Raw genomic sequence first — 21856 nt, 5'->3', positions numbered from 1 at the left:
ACGGGCCGAAAGTAGCCAGCAAAAGTAAATTGAAAGACATATAATCCCTGCGATAAGTAAGATGACCAGCCACGACAGGTCAGAACTTGGCGGCACTGCCTGTTCTCAGTCGGCAAAGAACTGATCGTCTAGGATGAGAGGACTGCTGGTCAAAGCATTGTCGATCACGGCGCGCAGCGTCTCAAGGTCCCAGCAATGCTGGCATAGAGAAGTAGTACCCGAATTCTTGTGTGCATCTTAGCCCCCTTTGAGCTATAGCCCCGCCAGCCATGACATAAGGAACTAGAATGTCGGCTTTGACAGGTTCGGCGCAACAGCACATTAATTATGCTACCTTTGATGGTCTTAGAGGTGTCGCAGCCGTTATGGTTATCATCTTCCATCTTGCTTATCGGGCAGAGTGGGCACAGGTGATCACGCACGGTTACTTGGCAGTTGACCTGTTCTTTGGTCTCAGCGGCTTTGTCATTGCCCAAGCCTACAGTCCCCACTTGCAGGCGGGCATGAGCCTTGTGCAATTTACGATCCTGAGGCTGGTCCGGCTCTACCCGCTCTACTTTCTAGGGCAGCTTCTCGGTCTCTGCATCTTGGCTCTATTCGGTCACGATGCGATGTTACTGATCAAGGCCTTCATCTTGGGTAGCATAATGATCCCTTGGCCTATCTACATCGAAAACATCCCACCTATCTTTCCGCTGAACGGGCCGTCCTGGTCATTGTTCTTTGAAATGGCAATCAACATTGCGTTTGCTTTGACGGTTGCTATGCTATCGTCGCGGGTGCTCCTGTCCCTCCTCGCAGTCAGTGCCTTGGCCTTGGTTGCCGCTGCCATGCACTTTGGCTCGCTGCATCTCGGATGGAATGCTTATAATCTTGTGGGCGCGGTGCCGAGAGTTGGCTTTTCATTCATAGCTGGCATCCTACTGTTTCGGTTCGCTCCCCGCATCAGGACTGGCAATATGGTGCCCCTCCTTGTGCTAGTGGCTCTCCTCCCTCTGCTGATCATCGGCCCCAAGCGGTGGTGGCTCGACCTTGCGATCATCATGCTGGTGTTCCCGCCGATGTTGTATTTAGCCGCCTCCTGGCAGCCCACAGGCGCTGTCAAAACGATCTGCCATGAGCTCGGACGAATTTCTTACCCGCTCTATATTATCCATACACCTGCCCTCTACCTTGGCGAGAAGATCATTAGTGATAGCGGCATACCTGAAGCTTGGAAGGTGATTGCTTGGGCAACTCTTGTGGTGCTCATCGTCGTAACCTCGGCAATCCTGCCAAATCTTTACGATAAACCTGTTCGGAGTGCTATAGAGCGCGCGATAAAGCCTTATGGTTCTAATGCTCAAAGCACTGCTCTGAAGCGGCTATGACAGCAGGCACGTCTCACTGAATAACCGCTTCATCCTGCCACAGGCTTTGACACTCCTCCGGCCCTTGATCTTTAGCGGATTTAGGGAGGGCCGGGGATCGCGCCGCCGCAGGCGGCTTCTCTTCTCGCCGTCGGCGCAACGCCTGCCCCTCACGTTTAGCTTGCACATGGTGCCGGAACGTTCGGGGTTGATCCAATGGGGGACACCGGCTGCAGGTGCCGTCTCACCAGCAAATCCTACCACTGCCACCAGCGCTCTGGTCGAGGTCCAAGCCCTCCTAAGAGGCAGCGATCTGGTGCTCCCTGAGGATAACCCTTTCCTCTTCTTGCCTGATCATCCCCATTCCCGCGCAGCTCCCGCCGAGGCGTTCCAAGCCGGAACCGGCGGTAGACACTGGACCACTTCCCGAATTCTTCTGGGAGGTTACGCAAAAGAGAGCCGGTCCGCGCGATCCAGAAAATCCTATTCAGAACAAGGCGGTGATTAGTGGGCTTGCGCTCGTTCGGGGCGCACGGCCAAAATGAAGCGTTCATTAAAAGCCCATTCCTCGTCCGATATCCGTTCTCGTGCCAAGCTGATCTCCCTCGCAGACACCAGGTTAGATCACGATCAAGTCACTATGCGAGTCTCTTTTATCAACACAACCTAGCATTGCGCGGTTAACAACCAAAGATTTAACAAATTACGATAAACAACTTTAAGTTAATTTTCGCAAACAGGTAGCCTTTATAAGGATATATCAAAATATGGAATTATTAAGATATTATCTTACGACGCTTGAGGAAGCGAAGAACTCATATGCCCCTCTGACGCGGCGACTTGGGAGCAGGTGTTCAAGTTTCTGTCATACCAAACCAGAAAACTGTGACTTTTCGGGGTATAGAGAGGCGAAACCTGCGTTTTCATTCCCATGTTGCTTACGGCTTGGACTGGCTGCAAAAAGTTTGGTAACCACAGCGTTTGCTGTAGGCACATGATTCAACCTAACTAAAAAGACAGCCACTGAGCATTTGCAAAAAAATCCTTTCATGTCGGCTGTTTAAGTGGCGACACTCTGAAGCGGTGATTTTGCATGATGTGTTAACCGTATCTTACGGATTGCTAAAATTTTAACGAGATGATGTAGAGTGCCTTCCTAGAACGATTGCGGCACGCCGGCCGCATCTCTTGGCATTATTCGGTAAGAACGTTTAGTTATCATAAGGTTGGTTGTTAATATGCGAACGATACGTGCACAGCGAGATTTCGCGTCGGACTGTCACCCCTCCCTCGCAGCCAACACCTCTCTTGCGGGTCTGCATCGGGCGCGCGCAAAAAGGGACGCCCCTGTGGGTGGCATGGCCAAGCGGGGGCTGGATGTCACGTTGGCGGTTTTGGGCCTGCTGCTGCTGGCGCCGCTGATCCTCGCGCTGGTCATCGTCCTCAAGCTAACGGATTCCGGGCCGCTGCTCTACGGGCACCGCCGCGTAGGCTTCGGCGGGCGCGAGTTCCGCTGCTGGAAGTTCCGCACCATGGTCGTCAACGGCGACGCCGTTCTGGAGCAGTACCTGCGCAAGCATCCCGCCAAGGCGGCCCTGTGGTACGAACAGCGCAAGCTGGTCGACGATCCGCGCGTCACCCCCTTGGGCGCCGTGCTGCGCAAGCTGAGCCTGGACGAGCTGCCCCAGCTCCTGAACGTGCTGACCGGAGAGATGAGCCTGGTCGGCCCGCGTCCGGTCGTGCGGGCAGAGCTGGACCATTACGCCACCTCGACCCGCCACTATCTCGCGGCCCGCCCCGGCCTGTCCGGCCTCTGGCAGATCAGCGGCCGCAGCAACACGACCTACATGGAGCGCGTGCAGATGGACCGCTTCTACGTGATGAAGTGGAACCCGTGGATGGACCTGCGCATCATCTTCATGACCATCCCCGCCGTCGCGCTCTCCCGCGGAGCGCATTGAGCGGGCGGTTGTATCCGATGTAGTCCAAGTGATAAGGCCTTTAGGCCTCACCGTTACCTTCCGCATCTATCCGGCACTGGCCATAGGATCATGTGCCTGACCCACGCCGCTCCCCCAACGGAAGGAAGTGGCCGCAACGTTGCCTTGGGCACCGCATAGCATGCATCATTGAAACACTAGCCCGCCAGCATCCGCAGCGGTGCTAACCTGCTAGGCCCAGGAACAGCGCCAACGCCCGGTTCACGGTCACCATGGTCGCGTCATCGACCGTGCCGAAGGACGGGCCCAGCTTGTCCACGGGCAGAGTGGCCACCTTGTCAATCATAACATGGGAAGCAGCGCGCAGGCGGTTCTGTGGGGTCGGCTCAATCTGGACACGGATCAGCGGGGCATCGATTAGGGTAGATGTAAGGGGCAGGACCGTTTTCGACCGAGCTTCGGAGAACATGTCGGACTGGATAACAAGCGCAGGGCGTGGTTTGCCGTAATCACCCTGCAGGGAGATCGTCACCAGATCTCCTCGTCTCATTCCCAGCCTTCCGTGCTGGCTGCAGCGTCTTCTAGGAACATGTCAAGTTCCGGATCGTGCAAGTCCGCGGCAGCAGCGAGGGCAGACTGTCGACGACATTCGTCGGCAAAGCCGGGTCGCCGGGTATCGGGGACCCAGATCTGCACGGGTCGCAGTCCGGCAGCACGCAGGGCATCCCGGCGCTTTTGAACGCGTTGAGACACGGGTATAGGCATGACGTCCTCCATTTTGTTACATGTAACATATGTGGTTGTTATGAGCAAGGGTTCGGGGGTAATTCCTTGTTTTCTAGTGTTAGCCGGGGTTTCAGTTGACGCCTTTGATCGCGTAAATCTCGCCCTTAAAGGTGAATAGGACTTTGACAGCAGGCTACTCAGATAAAGACGGTTTGGACTTCCCTTGAATTGGGCTGCGGGTCCTTTCCTGCTGGAAACAGGCATGGAAGGTGGCCCTGCTGACATCCAGGCGCCGGGCGATTTAGGCCACGGGAATGTCGCGGTCCCGGAGCAAGGCGCAAGCCACGGCAAGATCCGCCTCGGTCAGCTTGCGCCTGCGTCCGCCCTTGCGGCCGGCGCCCGCGGCCTTCAGCCCTTCGATCGTGCGCTCACGGTTCAGGTCCGGGAAATACTCAGTGCCTAGGAAATTGAACATTACCCGGCCAGTGGGCGTTTCGGTGTCGATGGCTGCGATCAGGGATCTCAGATGCACCCCTCGTTCCTATAGCTTCTGAGCGGTGCCAGCATCTCGCGCAAGCTGCGGCCCAGCCTATCCACCTTCTACACCATCAACTGATCCTCGGGGCGCAGAAAGGCCAACGCGGCCTTCAGGGCAGGACTCCCGGTCCCCGCACAGCTGGATCCTTTCTCCTCAAAAATTCGCTCGCAGCTTGCCCATTTCAGGGCGTCCAGTTTCTAGTCTTCGGTCGAGACGCGCGCATATCTGATCAGCATGTCGGAATTGTAAGCAAAGAGGATAATTCGGACAACTGATTTCCGGACAGGGTTTCCAAACAGAAATCAGCTGTGAAACCATGCCGGGGGACGGGCCCGTCAGTCTTGTCCGGAAGACGACCGTTGATTGACGCTCGATCAGCGGAAGGTGATGCGGATGGGACGGCGTGCCCGGCGCGGGACCGGCTTGCCGATATGGTCCCTGAAACGGTGGGTATAGCAGATGGCGGCGATGATGATCGCGGTCCCGGCGCTGAACTGATAGAAATACACGACCTCGATCCACATCAGCATGAACAGCCGCACCATGAACAGGGCGAAGAAGACCGATGCAGCCGACGGACTGCGGATTGCCCAGCCCAGGCAGGCCCACGCGGCAGCGATGAAGATCAGGGCTTGAGCGGCAGTCGCCAGGATCCCGATCTCGACCGCGTTCGAGATGAGCGTGTTGTGGAAGTTGAACCCGCTGCGGCCCGCAATGCCGAAATCCGCCCAGAGCTGTTCGGCCAGCGGCTGGCCGGGGACCCAGAAGGCCTGGAACCCGACCCCCAGCAGGGGCCTTTCGGCGATCTGTCCGAATGCCACCGCCCACAGGTCTGTCCGGCCGGTTAGCGTAATGTCCTTGCCGGTCACGTCCAGGAACAACCGCGCCAGTTCATCCGAGAGCGAGGACAGCAGCATCGCGATCGCCGCGCCCAGCACGACCGCCAGGGCGATCGTGACCAGGCGCATGTAGGGCGTCAGGCGCTGCAGCAGGATGATGACGCCGAAGACCAGGATGACGGCCATGGTGCTGACCAGCGCCCCGCTGGACTGGCCCATCACCAGAAGCACCGCCCCCAGGAACATGGCGGCCAGCGCAGGCAGGCGCCAGCGCATCGAAAGGCGCCGGTCGACCAGCACCGCAAGGGAGGCGATGATTAGTACGGAGCTGGCATCCGCGAGGGCGTTCTTGCTGGCATGGATGCCCAGATATCCCATCCCGTCGGACCGCGCCCGTCCCAACAGAAGGCTGGCCAGCCCCCCCATCGCGCTGGTGGCAAAGACGATCTTCACGAAGGTCATCGGGGCCAGCCGATAGCCGATGGCGACCGCGATGGTCACCGTCAGCACCAGCTGGATGCCATAGCGCAGCGTCAGCGAGGTATAGTCCGACCAGGCAAAGGACATCACGCACCACAGCGCCACCAGCACGATGGGCCATTCTCGCCGCAGCGAGGCCAGCACCTCGCCGGGCCGGGTGGCTACCAGGGCCATGCCCCCCAGCAAGAACAGCAGCGCGCCCTTGGACCCCAGGGGGGTGATGAAGGTCAGGCCGAAGATCGCGATGAATGCCGCGATGGCGTTGGGGGAATAGCTCAGGACCCGGCGTCGCTGCTGGCGTGCCGGTCGTCTGGCCGTCATGGGCGAGACGGCGGGCATGGTCTCGGCCATCAGCGGTCCTCGCAGGTGACCGAACCCTCGAACAGGCAGGACGCATCCAGCGGGGTGAAGGCCACCCAATCGATCTCGTAGGCCAGGGGGCCGTCCTGCGGCTCCTGGTGGCCCATCCAGTCGGTCAGGGTCGCGGTGCTCCAGAAGGACATGTACAGCTTCTGCGGATGGGTCGGCAGGATGCTGTCGGGCTCCGTGCGGTGGACCTCCCGGCCGTCCAGGAACCAGGTGATCCCCTCGGGCGCCCACCGGAAGCCGACCGTGCGGAAATCCTCGTCGAAGGCCGTATCGGAAGGCGTGGTGCCGCCGTTGTGGGGCTGGCCCGAGACATAGGTGTTCATCGTCATTACGCCCGGATCGCGGGTCAGGATCTCGATGTCGATCTCGTCATGGGGAGAGTCGTGGACCGGCCCAGCATAGGTGAAGACAGAAGCGTTCAGCCCCGACTGGCGCGGGGTGCGGATGCGCGCCTCGTAGGTGCCGTGCTGCAGATAGGCCTTGCTCTGGATCTCTCCGCACAGGGCGGGCCGGTCGCTGTTTCCCGGCGCCGGGATGTGGAACAGCGTCAGCAGGCCGCCGCGCACCTGGACCGCCCGGCCCGACCAGTGGCAGTCCTGCCAGTCGCCGTTGGTCCAGCCGTCCGACACGTACCAGCGGTCCTTGTCCAGCCCGTTCGTGAAATCCTCGAAGAAGCCGTCCGCATCGGGATGCGGGTCCGCCTGCTGGGCGGACAGGGGCTGCGCCGCCAGGATAAGAGCGAGAGCGAGAGCGGATGAATGGCGCATGTGCAAAGCCTCTTGGCCGCATGGTTGCCGTGCAGACCCGCCCGGCTTATGGAAGCCGCAGCCAAACGGGTCAAGGGAAAGGTGTTCACATGTCGGGCAATCAAACGGGACGGAACGCATGACGCCTCCCGTGGTATCGGTGGTGATGGCCAATTTCCGGGGTGCGGCGCATCTAGCCCGCGCGATGACCTCGGTCCTGGCCCAGTCCGAACGGCGGCTGGAGCTGATCCTATCCGACGATGCCTCGGACGACGACAGCCTAGCCATCGTCCGCCGGATCGCCGCGACCGATAACCGGGTTCAGGTCATCGCCGCGCCGCGGAACGCAGGGCCAGCGGCCACGCGCAACCGGGCTCTGGATGCCGCGCGCGGTGCGTGGATCGCTGTCGTGGACAGCGACGACCTGATCCATCCCGACCGGCTGGCGCGCCTGATCGCCGCCGCGGATGCGGCGGGTGCCGATCTGGTCGCGGATGACCTGGTCTATTTCGGGACGATGCCGCAGGGTCAGACCCTGCTTCAGTCCCTAGGCCTGTCCGCGCCCATGATGCTGGAGGCGGCGCCCTATCTGCGCAGCAACGACCCCGGCGCGTCCCTGCCCCGTTACGGCTATCTCAAGCCGGTGATCCGACGCACCGCCCTGGCGGGGCTGCGCTATGACGCCGGGCTGAGGATCGGAGAGGATCACGATCTGGTGCTGCGCCTGCTGATCGGGGGCGCACGCTTCCTGCTGGTGCCGGACCCGCTTTATGCCTATCGGCGGCATGCGGGGTCGATCTCGCACCGGCTGTCCGTCGCGACCGTCGAGGCGATGCTGCAGGCGCATCGCGCCCTGCCCCCGATGCCCGACCCCGAGACGCGCGCGGCCGCCGCGTCGGTGGACCGCCAGCTGCGCCGGGCCCTGCGCTATGAGCATCTGGTCGCCGACATCAAGGCCCGTCGCTGGCGGGGCGCCCTGCCCCGGCTGTTCGATCCGGCCATGCTGTCGCGCCTGGCGGAAAGCCTGCGCGACCGCCGCAGCCGTGCGGTGGACCTGCCCCAGGACGCAACTGCCCTATCCAACCCGCTGCCGCGGATACCGCAGCCCGGCCAGGCCTGGGACCAGCCCCCTGCCCCCTGTGCTGCCCGGATCGCGGCCATGGCCGCGCAGGGTGGCCGCCTGCCGTTCGGGGCTCCGTCCTGGGCGGTCTGGCTGTCAGAAGCGGTGGTGGACGCCAGTTCGGCGGGGTGATGCCGGGGCGCCTTCGTCAGGGACTGCCGCGTTTCTCGTACCAGGTCCGGCTGAAGCTAACTAAGGGGCGCTTTGGCCCAATCTCTTCGGCGGAAAGCCAGTAGAGCCATTCGACCTCCAGGTACAGCACATCTCAGCCTGACGCCGCGACGCAAGTCTACTTGTACGTATTGGGATCCAGAAAGGCCCTGAAGACGCTGACCGTGAATGTGGTGCCCCGGTTGCATAACTTGACCTTGGTCTTGTCCACAGAAAACCGCAGCGAATAGTCGGGCACGTATGAATGCGCCGTGTCTTCGCGGAAGACATTAGCCGCCTGAACTCAAAGTTAGTTGATGAGAAGCCGCACTTCTTCAGCAGGCCTTAGGCCGATGGGCCATTTGTATTGGTTGCAAAAATGTTTGCGCACTAGCTTGTAGAGACGACGTTCCAAGAGTCGCCACAGTCGGAATTAATCGCAGATGATCGCGTTAAACAACTACTCCAACAGCTCTCTCGATCTTTTAAATCTGGGTGTCGCGGGTCTAAAGCACAAGCGCTTTCTACCAAGCCGAAGATCTTGAAGACAATTTTAGTGCCGATGGTGATGTTATTTAAAGTTTATTTAAGCAGCCCTATTGTGCCATTGAGCAGGTTCTAACTCCAGTCGGAGGCTATTAGGTTGGCGGGTTGTAAAAGGTCCGAGGCTTTGAGATGGACCAGCAGCTGGCTTACATTGCAGTTATCGTTGAGGGCAAAGATCAACTGGCTGATGCTAACGATAAGGATGTCGCAGTCATGAACAGTCGCGTTCCCGTTGGTGACGGGCTTGATGTCGATCAATAGGTAGTTTTGCTCGTAGTAGCCGGAGAGCTTGGTAGAGACTGAGAAGATCGGGTGCTCCATAAATACGACGTCCATCTTGGACGCAGCGTTGTGATGTCGAAGACGGAAACGTCTCGCTGCGGGGGTCGGTTGGGAAGAACCAGACTGCTCATTAGTTCTATAGGACTTAACGACATTTCACCCATAACGACATTTCACCCATAAATTCCGGAGAAACGACACTTCACCCATAACAATATCCAGCAAGTGCTTATTTTTGCTGCGGGAATTGGATATATCTGCAAGGAGGGTAGTGTAGGGCTTTCCTACTCAATCAGCAAACGACCGATGCGAGAGACAGGGGGTGGCCTGTATGCAGCAAGCTTATCGTTTAATATCCCACGCGCAATAGGCGCCAAGGTCAGCGGATCGCGGCAAGCTGAAAGCAATGCCGTTAACCTACCGGCCTCCGCTCGTCGGTCTAGGAAATCACGCAACAAGAAACGTCGTTTTAATTCTTTGGCATGAACCCTCAAAGCGGTACGGGTAATGTCGTCCATCCCACCCACTGAAAGATGTGCCAAGGCTGCAGCGTATAGCGCTTGCAAGTCAGCTGTGCTATGGCGCGAACTAAGGGAATTATAACGCCAACGTGCGGCATATCCTACCTCAGTCGAAACGCGAAATCGCGCCTGTTTCTGCATCATTCGAACGTATAGATCATAATCCTCACCCAAGCGCATTGTCTCATCATAACGAAAATTTTGTGACTCCAAAAATTCTCGCCGAATCACTGGTTTGAGAAAGCCCCACTCTTGCCGCTTTTTACCACGTACTGAATGATTTGCCCGTACAAAGCCTACAAGGTCAATATTGATTACCCGGGGGCTGACCGGCGGCGCCAGTGGCAGATCGTCAGGAAAACTGTTTTCATCGACGAACAAAATATTGTCAGCAATCATATCGGCGTCGGAGATTGCCAGTAGTCGAGCAAAGCGTCCAGGCAAAATAAAGTCGTCGGCGTCTAGGATCGCTATAAAATCGCCCGTTGTAATGGCCAGGGCCCGGTTGCGGGCAGCTGCGGGTCCGCCGTTAATGGCGCAACGGACTACTTTCAGGCGGGCATCTCCCTGCCCTGCCCTCTCGGCTGCCTCTACGGTATTATCTTTTGAAGCGTCGTCGACAACGATCACCTCGGTTGTCTCGGTTTCGGCCAAGGCTGTCCGGACGGCGCCCGCGATAGTGCTGGCAGCTTCATAAGCGGTAATGATTACCGAAACGGTGGAGGAAGCGGCTTTCTTCATAGATATCCACGTGGCAAGACAATGTCGAAATGTCCAGCCCACAATGCTGGTAGCAGCTCACTAGCAGCAGGCCATGGGCCTGCATTATTAGGTACAACCCTTTGTGATTGACCGGTGCCAGATCCTCTGTCCACAGCTGGCGGTTCAGGATTGTGGTGATCCAACGGTAACTATAAGTCAGCCGGGCCGTCACCAGCGTGGTGATCTGCGGAACCAGGTTAGCATCTTACGCCTTGCAGTAGCGCCGACACAGTTTTATCTTGCCCTTCAGTTGATCGATTAGGTTCGAGCGGGCTACGCTAAAGGTTTCTGTCACGACCTTTATCAGGAACCGCCTGTCAGCGGCGCATGAAAGGTCGGTTTTTTGAGTGTGACTTGTCCAAGGCTCTGCACAGGATCCCGGCCGCCAGTCACTTCCGGCCAAGATACCGTTTAGGTTCGCGATGCGATCCTTGAACTGCCGGACGACCTTGTCGCTGGTGACGTCATCGTTCCCGGTCACAGCGACACTCCCTCCTTCGAGTACGAACCTTAGTTGATGATACAGCAGGTTAGGACAAAGGCCATTGCGCCGCGCAAGGATGGAAGTGTTAGCCTGATTCTCTAGTCCTCGAGGGCCTATGTGGCTTCACTGGGGCCACATAGGCCCTCGACCCCGACGATCCGCAGCTTTTTGGCGGCGGTCCGGCAGCGTCAACAACCGCCATCGGTTATGACTTAATCTCAGACATAAGCACATGCTTAGGCATATGCCTGAGCCGCCTTAGTTATGACCAAGTGTCCTGTCGAAACGAGGGTCCGTTCAGATAGTGATCATGACTATACCGTCGAAAAATGGCTTGGTAGACTCAACAGTAGAGACGCTAGAAAAGGTTTATGTGTGGAATTCGTACAAGTCGGATTACCGGCTGGCTGGATGACCGTATGTTGCCGTCTGCCCTATTTACCAGCATTTCCATCTCCGGCCCTCGGCTCATAACCAAGGGGAGGTCTTTTTGCATTTGGGGATAAGCATTTTAGTTTCTTATATTTCTTCCTTTTTAGGGAGGCTAAGCATCTGTTTAATAAAATGAATTCAGCCTGAAAGTGACTTATCGGGCGAGGTACTGAGACTTTATGGGCGAGGCATGGTGACCTATAGGGCGAGGTGAGGTGACTTTTTGGGCGAGGCCATTGCTCTCGCATGTCCTCTATAGCTCTATCATGACTTTTGGGGCGAGGTGCTCACGCTGTCGTTAGATATTTCTAGCAATGACTTCCAACCAGGCGACTTTTAGGCCTATTGTGACTTGAAAACAGGGACAGGTCACAGTGCATGCGGGACGAACCTCGCCCAAAAAGTCATGATAGCGCCGCAGGTACGCTTGGGGCGTTCCAGCGGCGCGGCGAGGTCATTAAGCCTGCCGAACTGATCGAGGTTCGCGGGGGTGAGAAGATCACGCTAGCCGCGCGCAGGATCTACAATCAGCTGCTGTCCAATGCCTTTGGCCCAAACATGGCAGCCGAGGGGCAGGAATATCGCATTCCTTTCTCCGAGTTGCGCGGCAATCACACGTCAAACGACCGTGTGACAGAGGCAATCCTCAGCCTCATGCAGACGGTCGTGCGCGTGAGGATGTCTGATGGATCAACCCGCAACGTCCATCTCCTCGGCCCGACCGATGTCGAGAAGTTCGGACCAGGCATCGCCACGATGCTTACCTATGAGCTTCATCCAAAGCTATTGCCGATCCTGCGCGACAGCCAGATTTTCGCCCGCCTGGAAATGCAAATCCTTCACGGTTTTGGCACAAAGTACGGCATGGCGCTTTATGAGATCATCGCCAAGCGGATTGGCTTGAGGCATGTCTTCTACAACGACTTCGAGACCGACGAGTTGCGGGACTATCTCGGCGTTCCTCATGGCAAGCTTGGTCCTTTTGCGGCGTTGCGCCGCAAAGCTATTGAACCAGCCGTGGCAGAGGTAAACGCCCTCGCCCCCTTCTCGTGCCGCATTGACACGATCGAGACCCAAGGCCGGAAGGTAACCAAGCTGCGGCTGTCCTGGTGGCTCAAAACCGTCGATGAAAAGAAGGTTCAATGGGAGGCCCAGCAAGGCAAGCAGGCCAACCTGTTCGTGGACCAGCTTCCTGAGGTGACCCTGTGGGAGCCATAATCGTGCAGTTAGTCAAAAGTGCACGATTGAAAATGTGCACAAATGCAAAGGGGCAGACATGCAAGTGATCACGATTGCAATGCAAAAGGGCGGCGTGGGCAAGTCCACCATCGCCCGCTCGCTTGCAGTGGCCGCGGTTCGAGACGGCCTATCGGTCCTGATGATCGATATGGATTCGCAGCAGAGCGTGAGCCAATGGGCGGAGCGGCGCGAAAGCGACATGCCGGTGGTGGTGTTTTCAACTGAGAACGAACTGCCGAAGAAGTTGGCCCAGGCTAAGGGCGTGGCCGATCTAGTGATTATAGACACCCCCCCTGCCCGCTCAACTGAGGCTCCGGCCGCCGTTGAAGTCGCCGACTTGGTGCTGATCCCTACAACCCCTGATGTCGAACCTCTTGAGCAAATGCCCAGGACTCTTCGCCTGTGCCGCGGCTTTTCGCGCCCTGTGTTCGCAGTGGTGAATATGGCTAACCCAACCGGCCCGGCCGAGGTCGTCTATACACGCGAGGTCATCGAGGCCATGGGTGCCAAGATAGCTCCCGTCGTGCTTCACCGCCGCAAGGCTCACCGGGACGCCAGCGCGTCCGGACAGACGGTCCAAGAGGTCGATCCGAAGGGCAAAGCTGCTACAGAAGTGGACAACCTGTGGGCGTGGGTTCGTGCAGAACTGCAGGGTAGCAAATGAGCAATGGTGCTTACGTGCCATTGTGCACAATTTTACAAGTGCAGTTGGGCAATAATGCAGGAATGCAGAAATGAAGAAACCAAATCCGCTTCTGGCAGCGATGATGTCAAAGGAGCCCGAGCTGGAAGTCACCGCCGCGCCGGCCGCACCAAAACCTGCTGCAAAGCGCGCACAAGCACCAGTGGCAGAGAAGCCTGTGGCCAAAAGGGCAGGGCAGAAACACCTTGGTGCCTACTTCGATAAGGGCGACCCAATCCTTGAGCGTGTGGCGATCCTGCGCGCACGCTTGGACATGAACAATTCCGAGCTGATCGAGCATGCACTGCATGAGCTGTGGAGACGTCACGAAGCGGGCAGGGCGTTCGGGGACTAGTGCACAATATCGCTTATTCCCATTTGAACAGCAAAAAAGCCTCGCGGCGTTATGAGCGCTGCGAGGCCAGTACAGATGAGTCCGCAAGGGACTTTCAAATCGTATCTTTAGCAGGCTGGAATGAAATCTCTAACTGATCTAGGTTTTCGAATAATGGGTGGGCCACCTGATACTGCTGAAGAAGATGGGACTGCTTTCCGCCGCCAGGTCGTGCGCCCTTCTCCTTTTCGCTGATGGCATAGCCACCCCACTGGTCGGCACTGGTTTCGCCACGCTTTCATAGATTCGGTTGCGGATCATCCAGCGGTCCGGCGCTGACGGGGCGCGTTCCAGGCTTTCAACTCGTTTCTGCCACGTTCCGGCTCTGGCAGTATGTTCGTCGCCACCACCTACAACAGGCCGCGCAGATAGGATCGGGTGGGCTTGAAGGGAGGCTCGCCGAGCCAGAACAGCTCGACGATCTGCGGGGCAGGGAGGTCGGCTGATAGATGGTCCATGGCAAGGTCGTTCATGGTCTCATACTCCGCGTAAAGACAGCATCCCCAGCTTCTCAGCCTGTGCCAGCAGCATCTTGACCGACGAGGGCTGCCACGTTGTCCGCCCGCGGGGGGTGCGCTCACGCATCGCCTCCAGACGATCGCAGATGGCCTGGAGGGTGATCTGGGGATCAGCCCCCTTTATCGCAGCCACGATCGCCGGCAGACGGTCGTCGCCTACGCGTCGGGCGGCACGCCCGAGGACCTCCTCGGGCAGGAAGCCGTCCCGAACATAGGCCCGCACAGCCCTCAGAAGCCGGGGCTGTGTCCATTGTCGGTTCTGGGGCAGGGATGCATTGATGATCCGCAGGATATCCTCCCAGGCCATGTGTGGGCGCAGTCTGCGCACATGGGGAACCCAGTCCCCTGCGGTCTGGGCAACGCGTTCCATATAGCCATCATGCCGTGCCAGGCGTACCTTGCGAAGCGCCTCCGGGTTTCGGGCACGCAGACCGGGATTTCCGCCGATCCGCCCTTCAAGACGTGCGCTGGCCAGTCCCGCTTTGGTGCGCTCACGGATCAGGGCCCGCTCGAACTCGGCCGCAGCCCCCAGCACCTGGAGCGTGAACTTTCCCTGGGGCGATGCCGTATCGATCGGATCCTCGATCGAGCGAAAGAACGCGCTCTTTGCTTCGAGTTGCTCGATGATCTCCAGCAGATGCGAGAGGGACCGGGCCAGTCGGTCGATCCGAACGACGACCAATGTGTCTCCCTTGCGGATACCGTCCAGGACGCTTGTCAGGACGGGGCGGGCGCGATTGCCACCGGACCCATGCTCCTCGCGGATGACTGAACAGCCTGCCGCTTTCAGAGCCTGGGCCTGCGGCAGCAGTGTCTGATCGTCCGTAGAGACGCGGGCATAGCCAATAAGCGGCATGGAGGGCCATCTTTCATAACTTGTAGACGTCAGTAAACGACCGTTTGCAAACAGATGCAACGCCGATATCTGCGTCTGCCGTACGGAAGTCTAGATCCTCTGCATCCATCAGGGGACGGAAATGGGCGGCTTCGTGCGCTCTCAGGGCCGTATTCCAAGGCCTCGGGATCTCCTCTGCCTGAGTGGCGGAATGGTGGTGACTTCGGCCAATATCTGAAAGTACTAGGCAACTGCAGAATGCTGGCAATATGCTAAACTGTTGGCGGCATAATCATGGGCTATCAGATGGATGTCGGATCGCTTCTTCTGAGTGCCGAGACCCACGCCGCGAGGGTTGAGGGCATCCTCCTGGCCGACCCCGCCCTGGCTGCACTGTGGCGGATGGAGACGAGCCTTCTGGAGGCTGCCGCCTCGGTCGGCCTCGAAGGCGAGCGCATCTCCACGCAGGGGATGGTGCTTCGTCTGACCAGCGGCACGGCGGTGGAAGAGGATGCCCGGGCGGTCGAGATGGCCCTGAAGCTTCTGGTCGTCATCCGCCGGCCCGGAGACCCGTTTGGCGCGCCGATAGCGGCGCTGCGCCGGATCGAGGCGGCTGCGGCACCCATCGGGCAGACACGCGATGAGGGCGATCGCTTGGAGGATGCGGAGCTGCCCTTGGTCGTGGAGGCCAGTCGCACCTGGTCCCACGTTCCGATCCTGGCGGGATGGCGTGCGGCGGCCAGCTATGCCTTCCGCTCCCGGCGCAACAGCCCGGTGGCCGAGCGGCTGATCTTCATGGCCGTGGAGGGTGCCGCGCGTCATCTGCAGGGGCTGTCTCCTGATAAAAGGGCTAGCCGCGATGAGCTGGACGAGAGGGCAGGGGGCCTACTGATGCCGGCGGCTGCCGTGTGGATCGTGCCGCCATCCGTGTCGCTGACCCGCACCGGCTTTCGGGTCTGGTCGCCGATGACCGGGCTGGCCACGTTCCTGGAGGCCGCCACGCGGAGCCTCTCTCATGACCTCGGTCATCTGGGGACCCTGCGCCATGAGCTGGCGCGTCTCTCGGCCATGGCGTCGTCTGCACACGGGCGGTCGCGCCTTGGCGACTTGATCGCCTATCTGAAGGCGCAGCCGGTCGTGAGCTCGGCGATGGTCATGGATCATCTGGGGGTGACGCGCCGGACGGCCCTGACCCTGATCGGCGAGCTCGTCGATGGTGGCTGCCTCAGCAATCTCACCGCCCGAAGCACCTCCCGGTTCTGGGCGCTGCCGTCCCTTGCCGCGCGGATGGGACATGCGGGAGGGGCGGGGGCGGTTCGGGGTGATGTATTCGTCAGCCGCAAGGGGCCGCGCGAACGCTTGAAACAGATCGGTGCCTTGGAGCGGATAAAGGGAGGGCGCGACGAGGGCCAACTGGACCGGATCATGGCGGATTTTGATGCCGCGATGTCGGGCCTGGATGATGTCGTGCGCCGGGCGGGGGGTCGAGAGCGGAAAGACGAGTAGATCCTGCAGCGGTCAATTCTTTGCATGTCTGGAGACGCACGCTGTGCGGTAGAGGTATCCTAAGGCGGAACTAAGAACGTCGAGTGTGAAAGACTCAGTTCAGGAGGGCGCGCAGCAATGAATTCAGAGCTTGGACCATTCAGTTACGACACGGTAGCTGGAATGCTGGTAGAATGGGGCGGTGCGCAGCGCCTTGGGACATTGCTGTCGGAGTGGTTTGAGCAGCGCAAGCTGCTGATCGTTACTGACCGCTTCCTGCATCAGTCCGGCCTTCTGGATCTCGCCAAGGTATCGCTGCAATCGGCAGGGTTCGAGATAACCGTCTTTGACGATGTCGTCGCCGACCCGCCAGAAGATGTGATGATCGCATGCGCAACGATAGCCAAGGTGACCCGGTTTAAGGAAAGCGGGACGGGCTAGCAGATCCGGATAAACTTTGCCCTGCGAGATGCCGCAGGGCTCTGATCCTGTTTAACCCCATAACCCCGGTTGATCCCATTCCCCTGCTGGGCGCGCCATATAACACCCAAAGGGAGGGGCATTGCCCTAGGTTGAATTAAATTATATTTTTTAAATTCGTGTTACAGAGGGATGCACACGACCTAAATACTTAACTGCCATTCGTTTTATTTTATTATTAGATTCAGGCTGATTATTTATTAAGTTAATATCAGCTTTATGTAAGGCAAGCGCTCTATTTTTCATAGGTATACGTAGAACGCCTCCCTCAAGAAAATCTTTCTGCAGATGCTGAGGTGTTTTTTTCCATATGGTTCGGCGGATATGTCGGATAGACGCTTTTAGATCAAGCTCACGACGCAACCAACCTCTTCCAAAGCCCAAATTACGCGTGGTTTCTTCTTCATTTTGCGTCCAGACAGCAAGTTTCTCGCGGCATATATAAATCGGCTCCACTACCATACATGTTCTAATATACTCATCAAGCGCAGGAATGGTATCTGTTTTAAATGATAATTCTTGCCGAATATTTTTTGACCAGAATGCTCCCCCGTTTGAAATTCCAATTCCACCAAAAAGTGAAAGGTGGAATTCCTCTGGCTGATACACACGCTCATCAAATGTCCCGTTAAGTATACCAAAACTGCTCAATCGATTTTCTGTAACATAATCTATAACTTGATTTATCTGACATATAGAAACGCCATTTTGTTCAATGATTTGTATGCCCCTGTCAATGAAATTCTCTTTAATCTGATTATCATCCTCAAGCATAAAAAAATAATCTGCTGAATATTGATTCTCAAGCCGGAAGCATGCATCCAAGTTAGCAATTAAGTATTGTTGAGGTCGGTTAGAAATATATTTAATGCGAGGATCGTTTATCTCTTCTATTACTTTTTGAGCAGATTTATCTGGGCAATCATCACGAACCTCACAAACCCAATCTTGGTGTGTTTGCGCTTGCAAGCAATTAAGGGCTCGTTTTAGCTGAGAAGGGCGGCGATAGGTAGGGGTGCGAACTAAAACTAGAGGCATAGTACTTTCCATTGTTTAGAACTAGTTTATATTACCAGTAAATTCTGTTTAGCATAGTTGACGAGCTATGGCTTGATAGACGTATTTTATAGGAGAAAAAATGCTAAGAACTATAGATCTTTCCCCTCTTGTAAAGCGTGGTTCATTTTATATCGCCAGCTATGTCCCTTAGCATTGTCTGGAGCGTCAGGATCTGTGATGATTATCCGTGGGTCTTGCCTTACACCGAAATTTGTTTTACTTATAGTAGTTCCTTTCCCATACACAGTCCTGCATTTGGAAGCGGCTGCGGACCCGAAAAATTGTGCATGGCGGCAGCCTGTTTTTGCCCGCTCTGAGTGGGCTATTAGGACAGGTAAGGCCGGGGCTGAGCCAATCTCGGGGCAGGCTCACATCTGTTTCCGATGCAGCAGCCTTACAGATTGGCTGCTTTTTATTGCCGTAGAGGGCGCCCCGCGTCACGCACAGGGACGTGGCTCAAATCTAAGGGCTACGTGATGAATTGGAAAAGACGTCAAGCTGCTGATTTCTGATTGGAAATAATTTAGGTGCAGGGTAAACCCGTCTTAGTTCTGACGCTAAGTCAACACTTATTCATGGCCGCCTCCTTCATGGCCGCGTTCCTGGCGAACGCGGTCACGCTCGGCGGTCAGCGCGTCGCTTACGCGGTCGATGCCCTGCTGCGCGGTCGGATCGTTGCTGGCGCGCAGATAATCCCGCGCCAGGGTCAACTGGTCCTCCCGATCCCCGACACCGCGCAGAACCGCCGCATCGCCGTTCTTCAACGCCGCCAGTTCCTCACGGGTCAGCAACCGCTCGATGGCCTCGCGCAGCTTGCGTTCATCTTCGGCACCGACGGGGTTGGCGTAGCGGGCCAGCTCAGTGTGATCGGTGCCTGCACCATCGCGCGACCCGATGGACGTGACGGGCGCCCGCTCCTGCGCATCGGCCTCGCGGACACGTTCGATCTGGGCGGCGGCATCATGGCCCGGCTCGGACGTCTCGATCACCGCCCCACGCTGTGCGGCCGCGCGCTGATAGATGGCGTCATCGACGCCATAGTCAGCCGCCACCCGGTCATAGGCCGTATCAACAACCGCGATAGCCTGCTCCAGCTGCGCCTCATCGCGCAGATCAAGCCCGCGCAGATCAGCGACAGCCTGCAAATCCTGCTGGACCCACCGGGTTTCCAGAGCCGCGGAATTGGCCGCAACCCGCATCCGGGCCTCCACCTCGACCGGATCAATGCCGGTCCCGTCCAGGGCTGCACTCAGCTTGTCGCGGCCTTCCAGCGCGAAACGCGTGTTCACCTCCTGGACGTTCTGCGCCGAATAGATGCCCTCCGCGCTGGCCGCCTCGCTCAGGTCGCGCGACCGGGTGCCAAGCGGTTGCATATGCTCGACCGAGGACAGCGCCTCGGACAGCTTGCGTTCCATGGCGGGGCGCTGGTTCGGTGCCGCGTCGGCAATCCGCACCTCCGCGTCATCAACCGCGCGCCGCAGCCCCTCTGCGGCTTTGTCAAAATCATCCTGGACGGACATGTAGGGTTCTCCCTTGGATACAATGACGCCGCCCTGGGACAGGACGGCTGATGCCTTCTCAAATGCGGTAGCCAAATCCTGCAAATTCGCTTGCGAGGCGTAGCTCGCAAGGTCGCGATAGCGCAGGGACCAATCGCGGACCTCCTCGGTGGCACGGCTCAGCGCGTCACCGGTCCGAGGCTTGCCCGAAGGGGCCTCGAAGGCAGTGCCTGTCGTCACAGCCTTTTCCTTTGCCCGCCGCCACTCGCCATCGGTGGGGGGGTAGTTGATATGCCCGCGCTGCAGGCGCGTCGTGGCCTCAAGCTGGATGCCATAGCGGGCGGCATGATCCACCATCGCCTCCTTGAAGGCTTGGTAGGTGTATTCCGTACCCTGACGGAGGGTGAAGTAATCCCCCGGCTCCCTGCCTCGCCGGTTGACGATGATATGGGCGTGCGGGTTCCTGTTCGGGCTGTCGGTATGGACGGCCACCATGTAGTCGAACCGCCCGCCAAGCTTCTCCTTGCAGATCTCGCCGGCGATCAGACTGACATGCGCGGGCTTGGCCCCGCGCGGAAACGACATGATCACGTGGGTTGTCCGGGCCGCGTTCATCTGGCCCCGCCAGTCGTCGGTCCAGCGCGATACGGCCCGCTCGATCTGCTCCGGCGTCAGACGCTTCTCACCGTCCAGAAGACCGCGTGAATCATGCACGTCCACGCTCTTGCTGAACAGGTAGCTGAACTGCGCCGACAGCTGCCCCTTGGAGGCACAACCGCCGGTGCGGATCATCTTGAAGACCGCGGGTGATGCCCCCTGCGCCGCGCGCGCCATGTGCCGGGCACCCGACAGCTGACGGCCACCCTTGATCCTGTCCCAACCGTCCTCGAAGAGCCTGGTGGAGACACCGGCAACGGCATTAGTCCGTCCCATGTTCCGACCCCGTCATCCCGGCCACGAAGCGGCGGACCGTCTCCGAGGCGCGCTTGCCTTCCATCTCGCGGACCTGGGCGGACACGCCGTCGATGTGACCCAGAAGATCGCTGAGAACCTGCTGCTGCGGCTTGGTCAGCTTCAGCTTCTCGCCACGCCGGACCTCGTAGTTCTTGGTGGCGACCAGCTGGTTCACGTTCCGACCGATGGCCGAAAGCTCCCGCGCCACGTCGCGCAGGGCATCGGCCAGGTCAGGATCAGGCTCCAGAAAACCGGAAGGCACGGAACACACGCGCCGCAGAGCATCGGCCCGGCTCTTCAAACCAAGCCGTCCCGTGAACGCATCGAAGGCCAGAAGCCTGTCCCGATCCACCGTGAATGAGACAGGCGCGGTGCCGTTTCCGACCACTTTGGCCTTGTCGTGGAAGCTGCGGACGGCGCGGTAAATGGTCGGTCGTGTCACACCATAGGTCTTTGCCAGCACGGCCACGGGCACGCCAGCACGGACGGATGCGACGATCTTTTTCTCGTCGGCAGGCGTGATCTTCTTCGCTCTTCCGGCCATGTCCGAAGTGTAAAAAATTACGGTTGCATTTCTTGCCAATCAACCACGATACCCTCGCCTAAAAGTCGAAGACTGTCAAGGAATTCGGCTTTTAGGCGAGGGTATCGTTCAATTCGCCTGGACTGAGGGTGCCGCGAAGCATGCACCCGAAGAACGGCCGAAGAGGCCCTCACAAGGCCGACAGGGGGCCATCTCGCAATTTTGGGTAGAGAGGTAAGGGTCCAGCCCGAACAGGGCGCTCAGCGGTCATTATAGGAACTAAACCGGATACGGTCTTACCCAGGGCGTCCGCTCATGCAGATCACGGGCAATTAGTCACAATTCGGCGCAAGGGACCTTACCTGCCACCTGACTCAACGCTCTACTAACCACCTTACCAAACACGTTACAAACCACCCCACCGGACACTTTATCTTTTACGTTACCCAACACCTTACCCACTGCATTACCTATTACCTTACCTGTTGACAGAATGTCGGCGCAGGCAACAGAACGAGGTCAACGAGGGGCCGTCCTGCCATGGGATCAGGCCGATTGAAGGGGATGATCAGATGGCAATTGTGCTTGGACTCATGAGCAAGAAGGGCGGAGCCGGAAAATCCACCATCGTCAAACTGCTTTCATCCGCAGTGACCCATGCGGGTCACAAGTGCCTGGTGATCGACCTCGATCCGAACAAGGACATCCTGACATGGTGGGCAGTTAGGGTCAGGATTCATAACAAACAGATGACGGTTGCTGCGAGGGCGATGGCCGAGAGGAAGACCTCCGGACATCTGTCGTATCGAGTTGCCACGCACCTCCAATCCTTGAGCCTGCCGAACATGATCTCGATGCGACTTCGCCGCTTGTAGCGTCGCTTATCATATTGGACCGGCGTCTT

At 58.2% G+C, this 21856-nt stretch carries 21 protein-coding genes and 3 pseudogenes; 9 read left to right on the top strand and 15 right to left on the bottom strand.

The window, feature by feature from the left end:
* Window positions 1-287: 287 nt before the first annotated feature.
* The gene (locus FHD67_RS16980; RefSeq protein ID WP_139599422.1) at window positions 288-1370 is read left to right on the top strand and encodes an acyltransferase family protein; all 1083 of its coding nucleotides are present in this window, start codon (window positions 288-290) and stop codon (window positions 1368-1370) included.
* 365 nt (window positions 1371-1735) lie between these two features.
* On the opposite strand, the pseudogene FHD67_RS16975 reads toward FHD67_RS16980, so the two are convergent.
* Window positions 1736-1949: pseudogene (locus tag FHD67_RS16975) on the bottom strand (transposase); the annotation flags it as partial.
* A 758-nt stretch (window positions 1950-2707) separates the two neighbouring features.
* Between FHD67_RS16975 and FHD67_RS16970 the strand changes: the two are divergent.
* Window positions 2708-3310, top strand: a complete 603-nt coding sequence (locus FHD67_RS16970; RefSeq protein WP_246071330.1) for a sugar transferase — start codon at window positions 2708-2710, stop codon at window positions 3308-3310.
* A gap of 202 nt (window positions 3311-3512) precedes the next feature.
* Here FHD67_RS16970 and FHD67_RS16965 read toward each other — a convergent pair whose 3' ends face one another.
* The 5 genes from FHD67_RS16965 to FHD67_RS16945 form a co-directional block, all read right to left on the bottom strand.
* Window positions 3513-3839: a type II toxin-antitoxin system PemK/MazF family toxin gene (locus tag FHD67_RS16965; RefSeq protein ID WP_046001924.1), complete on the bottom strand. Its 327-nt coding sequence runs from the start codon at window positions 3837-3839 to the stop codon at window positions 3513-3515.
* Window positions 3836-4054, bottom strand: a complete 219-nt coding sequence (locus FHD67_RS16960; protein WP_084693976.1) for an antitoxin MazE family protein — start codon at window positions 4052-4054, stop codon at window positions 3836-3838. The genes FHD67_RS16965 and FHD67_RS16960 overlap by 4 nt, the downstream gene beginning before the upstream one ends.
* Before the next feature lie 262 nt (window positions 4055-4316).
* Window positions 4317-4547 (bottom strand): hypothetical protein, encoded by a 231-nt coding sequence (locus FHD67_RS20730; RefSeq protein ID WP_198143240.1) that lies wholly within the window; start codon window positions 4545-4547, stop codon window positions 4317-4319.
* A gap of 380 nt (window positions 4548-4927) precedes the next feature.
* Window positions 4928-6223, bottom strand: coding sequence for an O-antigen ligase family protein (locus FHD67_RS16950; protein ID WP_052715405.1), 1296 nt, complete (start codon window positions 6221-6223; stop codon window positions 4928-4930).
* Window positions 6223-7008, bottom strand: coding sequence for a family 16 glycosylhydrolase (locus tag FHD67_RS16945; RefSeq protein WP_045983279.1), 786 nt, complete (start codon window positions 7006-7008; stop codon window positions 6223-6225). The genes FHD67_RS16950 and FHD67_RS16945 overlap by 1 nt, the downstream gene beginning before the upstream one ends.
* 118 nt (window positions 7009-7126) lie before the next feature.
* On the opposite strand from FHD67_RS16945, the gene FHD67_RS16940 reads away from it, so the two are divergent.
* Window positions 7127-8239 carry a glycosyltransferase family 2 protein gene (locus FHD67_RS16940; RefSeq protein ID WP_176695179.1) on the top strand — a complete coding sequence of 371 codons (1113 nt, stop codon included), beginning with the start codon at window positions 7127-7129 and terminating at the stop codon, window positions 8237-8239.
* Between the two features lie 636 nt (window positions 8240-8875).
* On the opposite strand, the gene FHD67_RS21225 is transcribed toward FHD67_RS16940, so the two are convergent.
* The 3 genes and pseudogenes from FHD67_RS21225 to FHD67_RS20955 form a co-directional block, all read right to left on the bottom strand.
* On the bottom strand, window positions 8876-9124 hold the full coding sequence (locus FHD67_RS21225) for a replication initiator protein A (RefSeq protein WP_046001925.1): 249 nt from the start codon (window positions 9122-9124) through the stop codon (window positions 8876-8878).
* Window positions 9125-9369: 245 nt separating this feature from the next.
* On the bottom strand, window positions 9370-10347 hold the full coding sequence (locus FHD67_RS16930) for a glycosyltransferase family 2 protein (protein WP_084693975.1): 978 nt from the start codon (window positions 10345-10347) through the stop codon (window positions 9370-9372).
* A 49-nt stretch (window positions 10348-10396) separates the two neighbouring features.
* Window positions 10397-11096 (bottom strand): annotated as a pseudogene (locus FHD67_RS20955) (transposase family protein); the annotation flags it as partial.
* 566 nt (window positions 11097-11662) lie between these two features.
* Here FHD67_RS20955 and FHD67_RS16925 point away from each other — a divergent pair.
* From FHD67_RS16925 to FHD67_RS16915, 3 genes are all read left to right on the top strand, one after another.
* Window positions 11663-12502, top strand: a complete 840-nt coding sequence (locus FHD67_RS16925) for a replication initiation protein (RefSeq protein ID WP_052715407.1) — start codon at window positions 11663-11665, stop codon at window positions 12500-12502.
* Between the two features lie 58 nt (window positions 12503-12560).
* A complete protein-coding gene (locus FHD67_RS16920) occupies window positions 12561-13187 on the top strand; it encodes a ParA family protein (RefSeq protein WP_046001927.1) in 627 nt (208 codons plus the stop codon).
* 70 nt (window positions 13188-13257) lie between these two features.
* The gene (locus FHD67_RS16915; RefSeq protein ID WP_139599420.1) at window positions 13258-13560 is read left to right on the top strand and encodes a hypothetical protein; all 303 of its coding nucleotides are present in this window, start codon (window positions 13258-13260) and stop codon (window positions 13558-13560) included.
* 389 nt (window positions 13561-13949) lie between these two features.
* Here the strand turns inward: FHD67_RS16915 and FHD67_RS21090 are convergent, their stop codons facing one another.
* Together FHD67_RS21090 and FHD67_RS16910 are read right to left on the bottom strand one after the other, a co-directional pair.
* Window positions 13950-14072, bottom strand: a complete 123-nt coding sequence (locus tag FHD67_RS21090; RefSeq protein WP_281282462.1) for a hypothetical protein — start codon at window positions 14070-14072, stop codon at window positions 13950-13952.
* A 4-nt stretch (window positions 14073-14076) separates the two neighbouring features.
* Window positions 14077-14973: a recombinase family protein gene (locus FHD67_RS16910; protein WP_139599419.1), complete on the bottom strand. Its 897-nt coding sequence runs from the start codon at window positions 14971-14973 to the stop codon at window positions 14077-14079.
* 273 nt (window positions 14974-15246) lie between these two features.
* Between FHD67_RS16910 and FHD67_RS16905 the strand changes: the two genes are divergently transcribed.
* Together FHD67_RS16905 and FHD67_RS16900 are read left to right on the top strand one after the other, a co-directional pair.
* Window positions 15247-16458 (top strand): helix-turn-helix domain-containing protein, encoded by a 1212-nt coding sequence (locus FHD67_RS16905; protein WP_139599418.1) that lies wholly within the window; start codon window positions 15247-15249, stop codon window positions 16456-16458.
* A 162-nt stretch (window positions 16459-16620) separates the two neighbouring features.
* On the top strand, window positions 16621-16878 hold the full coding sequence (locus FHD67_RS16900) for an iron-containing alcohol dehydrogenase (protein WP_198143157.1): 258 nt from the start codon (window positions 16621-16623) through the stop codon (window positions 16876-16878).
* Window positions 16879-17028: 150 nt separating this feature from the next.
* Here the strand turns inward: FHD67_RS16900 and FHD67_RS16895 are convergent, their stop codons facing one another.
* The 3 genes from FHD67_RS16895 to FHD67_RS16885 all read right to left on the bottom strand — a co-directional run bounded on the left by FHD67_RS16895 (window position 17029) and on the right by FHD67_RS16885 (window position 20973).
* Window positions 17029-17955 (bottom strand): glycosyltransferase family 2 protein, encoded by a 927-nt coding sequence (locus tag FHD67_RS16895; RefSeq protein ID WP_218062337.1) that lies wholly within the window; start codon window positions 17953-17955, stop codon window positions 17029-17031.
* Between the two features lie 590 nt (window positions 17956-18545).
* Complete coding sequence (locus FHD67_RS16890) at window positions 18546-20267, bottom strand: relaxase/mobilization nuclease domain-containing protein (RefSeq protein WP_176695178.1); 1722 nt, start codon at window positions 20265-20267, stop codon at window positions 18546-18548.
* A gap of 127 nt (window positions 20268-20394) precedes the next feature.
* Window positions 20395-20973: a helix-turn-helix domain-containing protein gene (locus FHD67_RS16885; protein WP_139599416.1), complete on the bottom strand. Its 579-nt coding sequence runs from the start codon at window positions 20971-20973 to the stop codon at window positions 20395-20397.
* Between the two features lie 551 nt (window positions 20974-21524).
* Between FHD67_RS16885 and FHD67_RS20950 the strand changes: the two are divergent.
* A pseudogene (locus tag FHD67_RS20950) lies at window positions 21525-21665 on the top strand (AAA family ATPase); the annotation flags it as partial.
* A 23-nt stretch (window positions 21666-21688) separates the two neighbouring features.
* On the opposite strand, the gene FHD67_RS20545 reads toward FHD67_RS20950, so the two are convergent.
* Window positions 21689-21856, bottom strand: a 168-nt coding sequence (locus FHD67_RS20545) for a transposase (protein WP_176695177.1), incomplete at its 5' end; no start/stop codon positions are given.

This window comes from Paracoccus haeundaensis, from assembly GCF_006239215.1.
GTDB classification, from domain to species: Bacteria; Pseudomonadota; Alphaproteobacteria; order Rhodobacterales; family Rhodobacteraceae; genus Paracoccus; species Paracoccus marcusii.
This window is presented reverse-complemented; position numbering and strand designations above follow the sequence as displayed.

What these genes read in the sequence shown, in the direction of transcription:
- FHD67_RS16980 (WP_139599422.1), top strand. Translation starts at nt 288, where the DNA reads ATGTCGGCTTTGACAGGTTCGGCGCAACAGCACATTAATTATGCTACC.
- FHD67_RS16970 (WP_246071330.1), top strand. Translation starts at nt 2,708, where the DNA reads ATGGCCAAGCGGGGGCTGGATGTCACGTTGGCGGTTTTGGGCCTGCTG.
- FHD67_RS16965 (WP_046001924.1), bottom strand. Translation starts at nt 3,839, where the DNA reads ATGAGACGAGGAGATCTGGTGACGATCTCCCTGCAGGGTGATTACGGC.
- FHD67_RS16960 (WP_084693976.1), bottom strand. Translation starts at nt 4,054, where the DNA reads ATGCCTATACCCGTGTCTCAACGCGTTCAAAAGCGCCGGGATGCCCTG.
- FHD67_RS16950 (WP_052715405.1), bottom strand. Translation starts at nt 6,223, where the DNA reads ATGGCCGAGACCATGCCCGCCGTCTCGCCCATGACGGCCAGACGACCG.
- FHD67_RS16945 (WP_045983279.1), bottom strand. Translation starts at nt 7,008, where the DNA reads ATGCGCCATTCATCCGCTCTCGCTCTCGCTCTTATCCTGGCGGCGCAG.
- FHD67_RS16940 (WP_176695179.1), top strand. Translation starts at nt 7,127, where the DNA reads ATGACGCCTCCCGTGGTATCGGTGGTGATGGCCAATTTCCGGGGTGCG.
- FHD67_RS21225 (WP_046001925.1), bottom strand. Translation starts at nt 9,124, where the DNA reads ATGGAGCACCCGATCTTCTCAGTCTCTACCAAGCTCTCCGGCTACTAC.
- FHD67_RS16930 (WP_084693975.1), bottom strand. Translation starts at nt 10,347, where the DNA reads ATGAAGAAAGCCGCTTCCTCCACCGTTTCGGTAATCATTACCGCTTAT.
- FHD67_RS16925 (WP_052715407.1), top strand. Translation starts at nt 11,663, where the DNA reads ATGCGGGACGAACCTCGCCCAAAAAGTCATGATAGCGCCGCAGGTACG.
- FHD67_RS16920 (WP_046001927.1), top strand. Translation starts at nt 12,561, where the DNA reads ATGCAAGTGATCACGATTGCAATGCAAAAGGGCGGCGTGGGCAAGTCC.
- FHD67_RS16915 (WP_139599420.1), top strand. Translation starts at nt 13,258, where the DNA reads ATGAAGAAACCAAATCCGCTTCTGGCAGCGATGATGTCAAAGGAGCCC.
- FHD67_RS21090 (WP_281282462.1), bottom strand. Translation starts at nt 14,072, where the DNA reads ATGAACGACCTTGCCATGGACCATCTATCAGCCGACCTCCCTGCCCCG.
- FHD67_RS16910 (WP_139599419.1), bottom strand. Translation starts at nt 14,973, where the DNA reads ATGCCGCTTATTGGCTATGCCCGCGTCTCTACGGACGATCAGACACTG.
- FHD67_RS16905 (WP_139599418.1), top strand. Translation starts at nt 15,247, where the DNA reads ATGGGCTATCAGATGGATGTCGGATCGCTTCTTCTGAGTGCCGAGACC.
- FHD67_RS16900 (WP_198143157.1), top strand. Translation starts at nt 16,621, where the DNA reads ATGCTGGTAGAATGGGGCGGTGCGCAGCGCCTTGGGACATTGCTGTCG.
- FHD67_RS16895 (WP_218062337.1), bottom strand. Translation starts at nt 17,955, where the DNA reads ATGCCTCTAGTTTTAGTTCGCACCCCTACCTATCGCCGCCCTTCTCAG.
- FHD67_RS16890 (WP_176695178.1), bottom strand. Translation starts at nt 20,267, where the DNA reads ATGATCCGCACCGGCGGTTGTGCCTCCAAGGGGCAGCTGTCGGCGCAG.
- FHD67_RS16885 (WP_139599416.1), bottom strand. Translation starts at nt 20,973, where the DNA reads ATGGCCGGAAGAGCGAAGAAGATCACGCCTGCCGACGAGAAAAAGATC.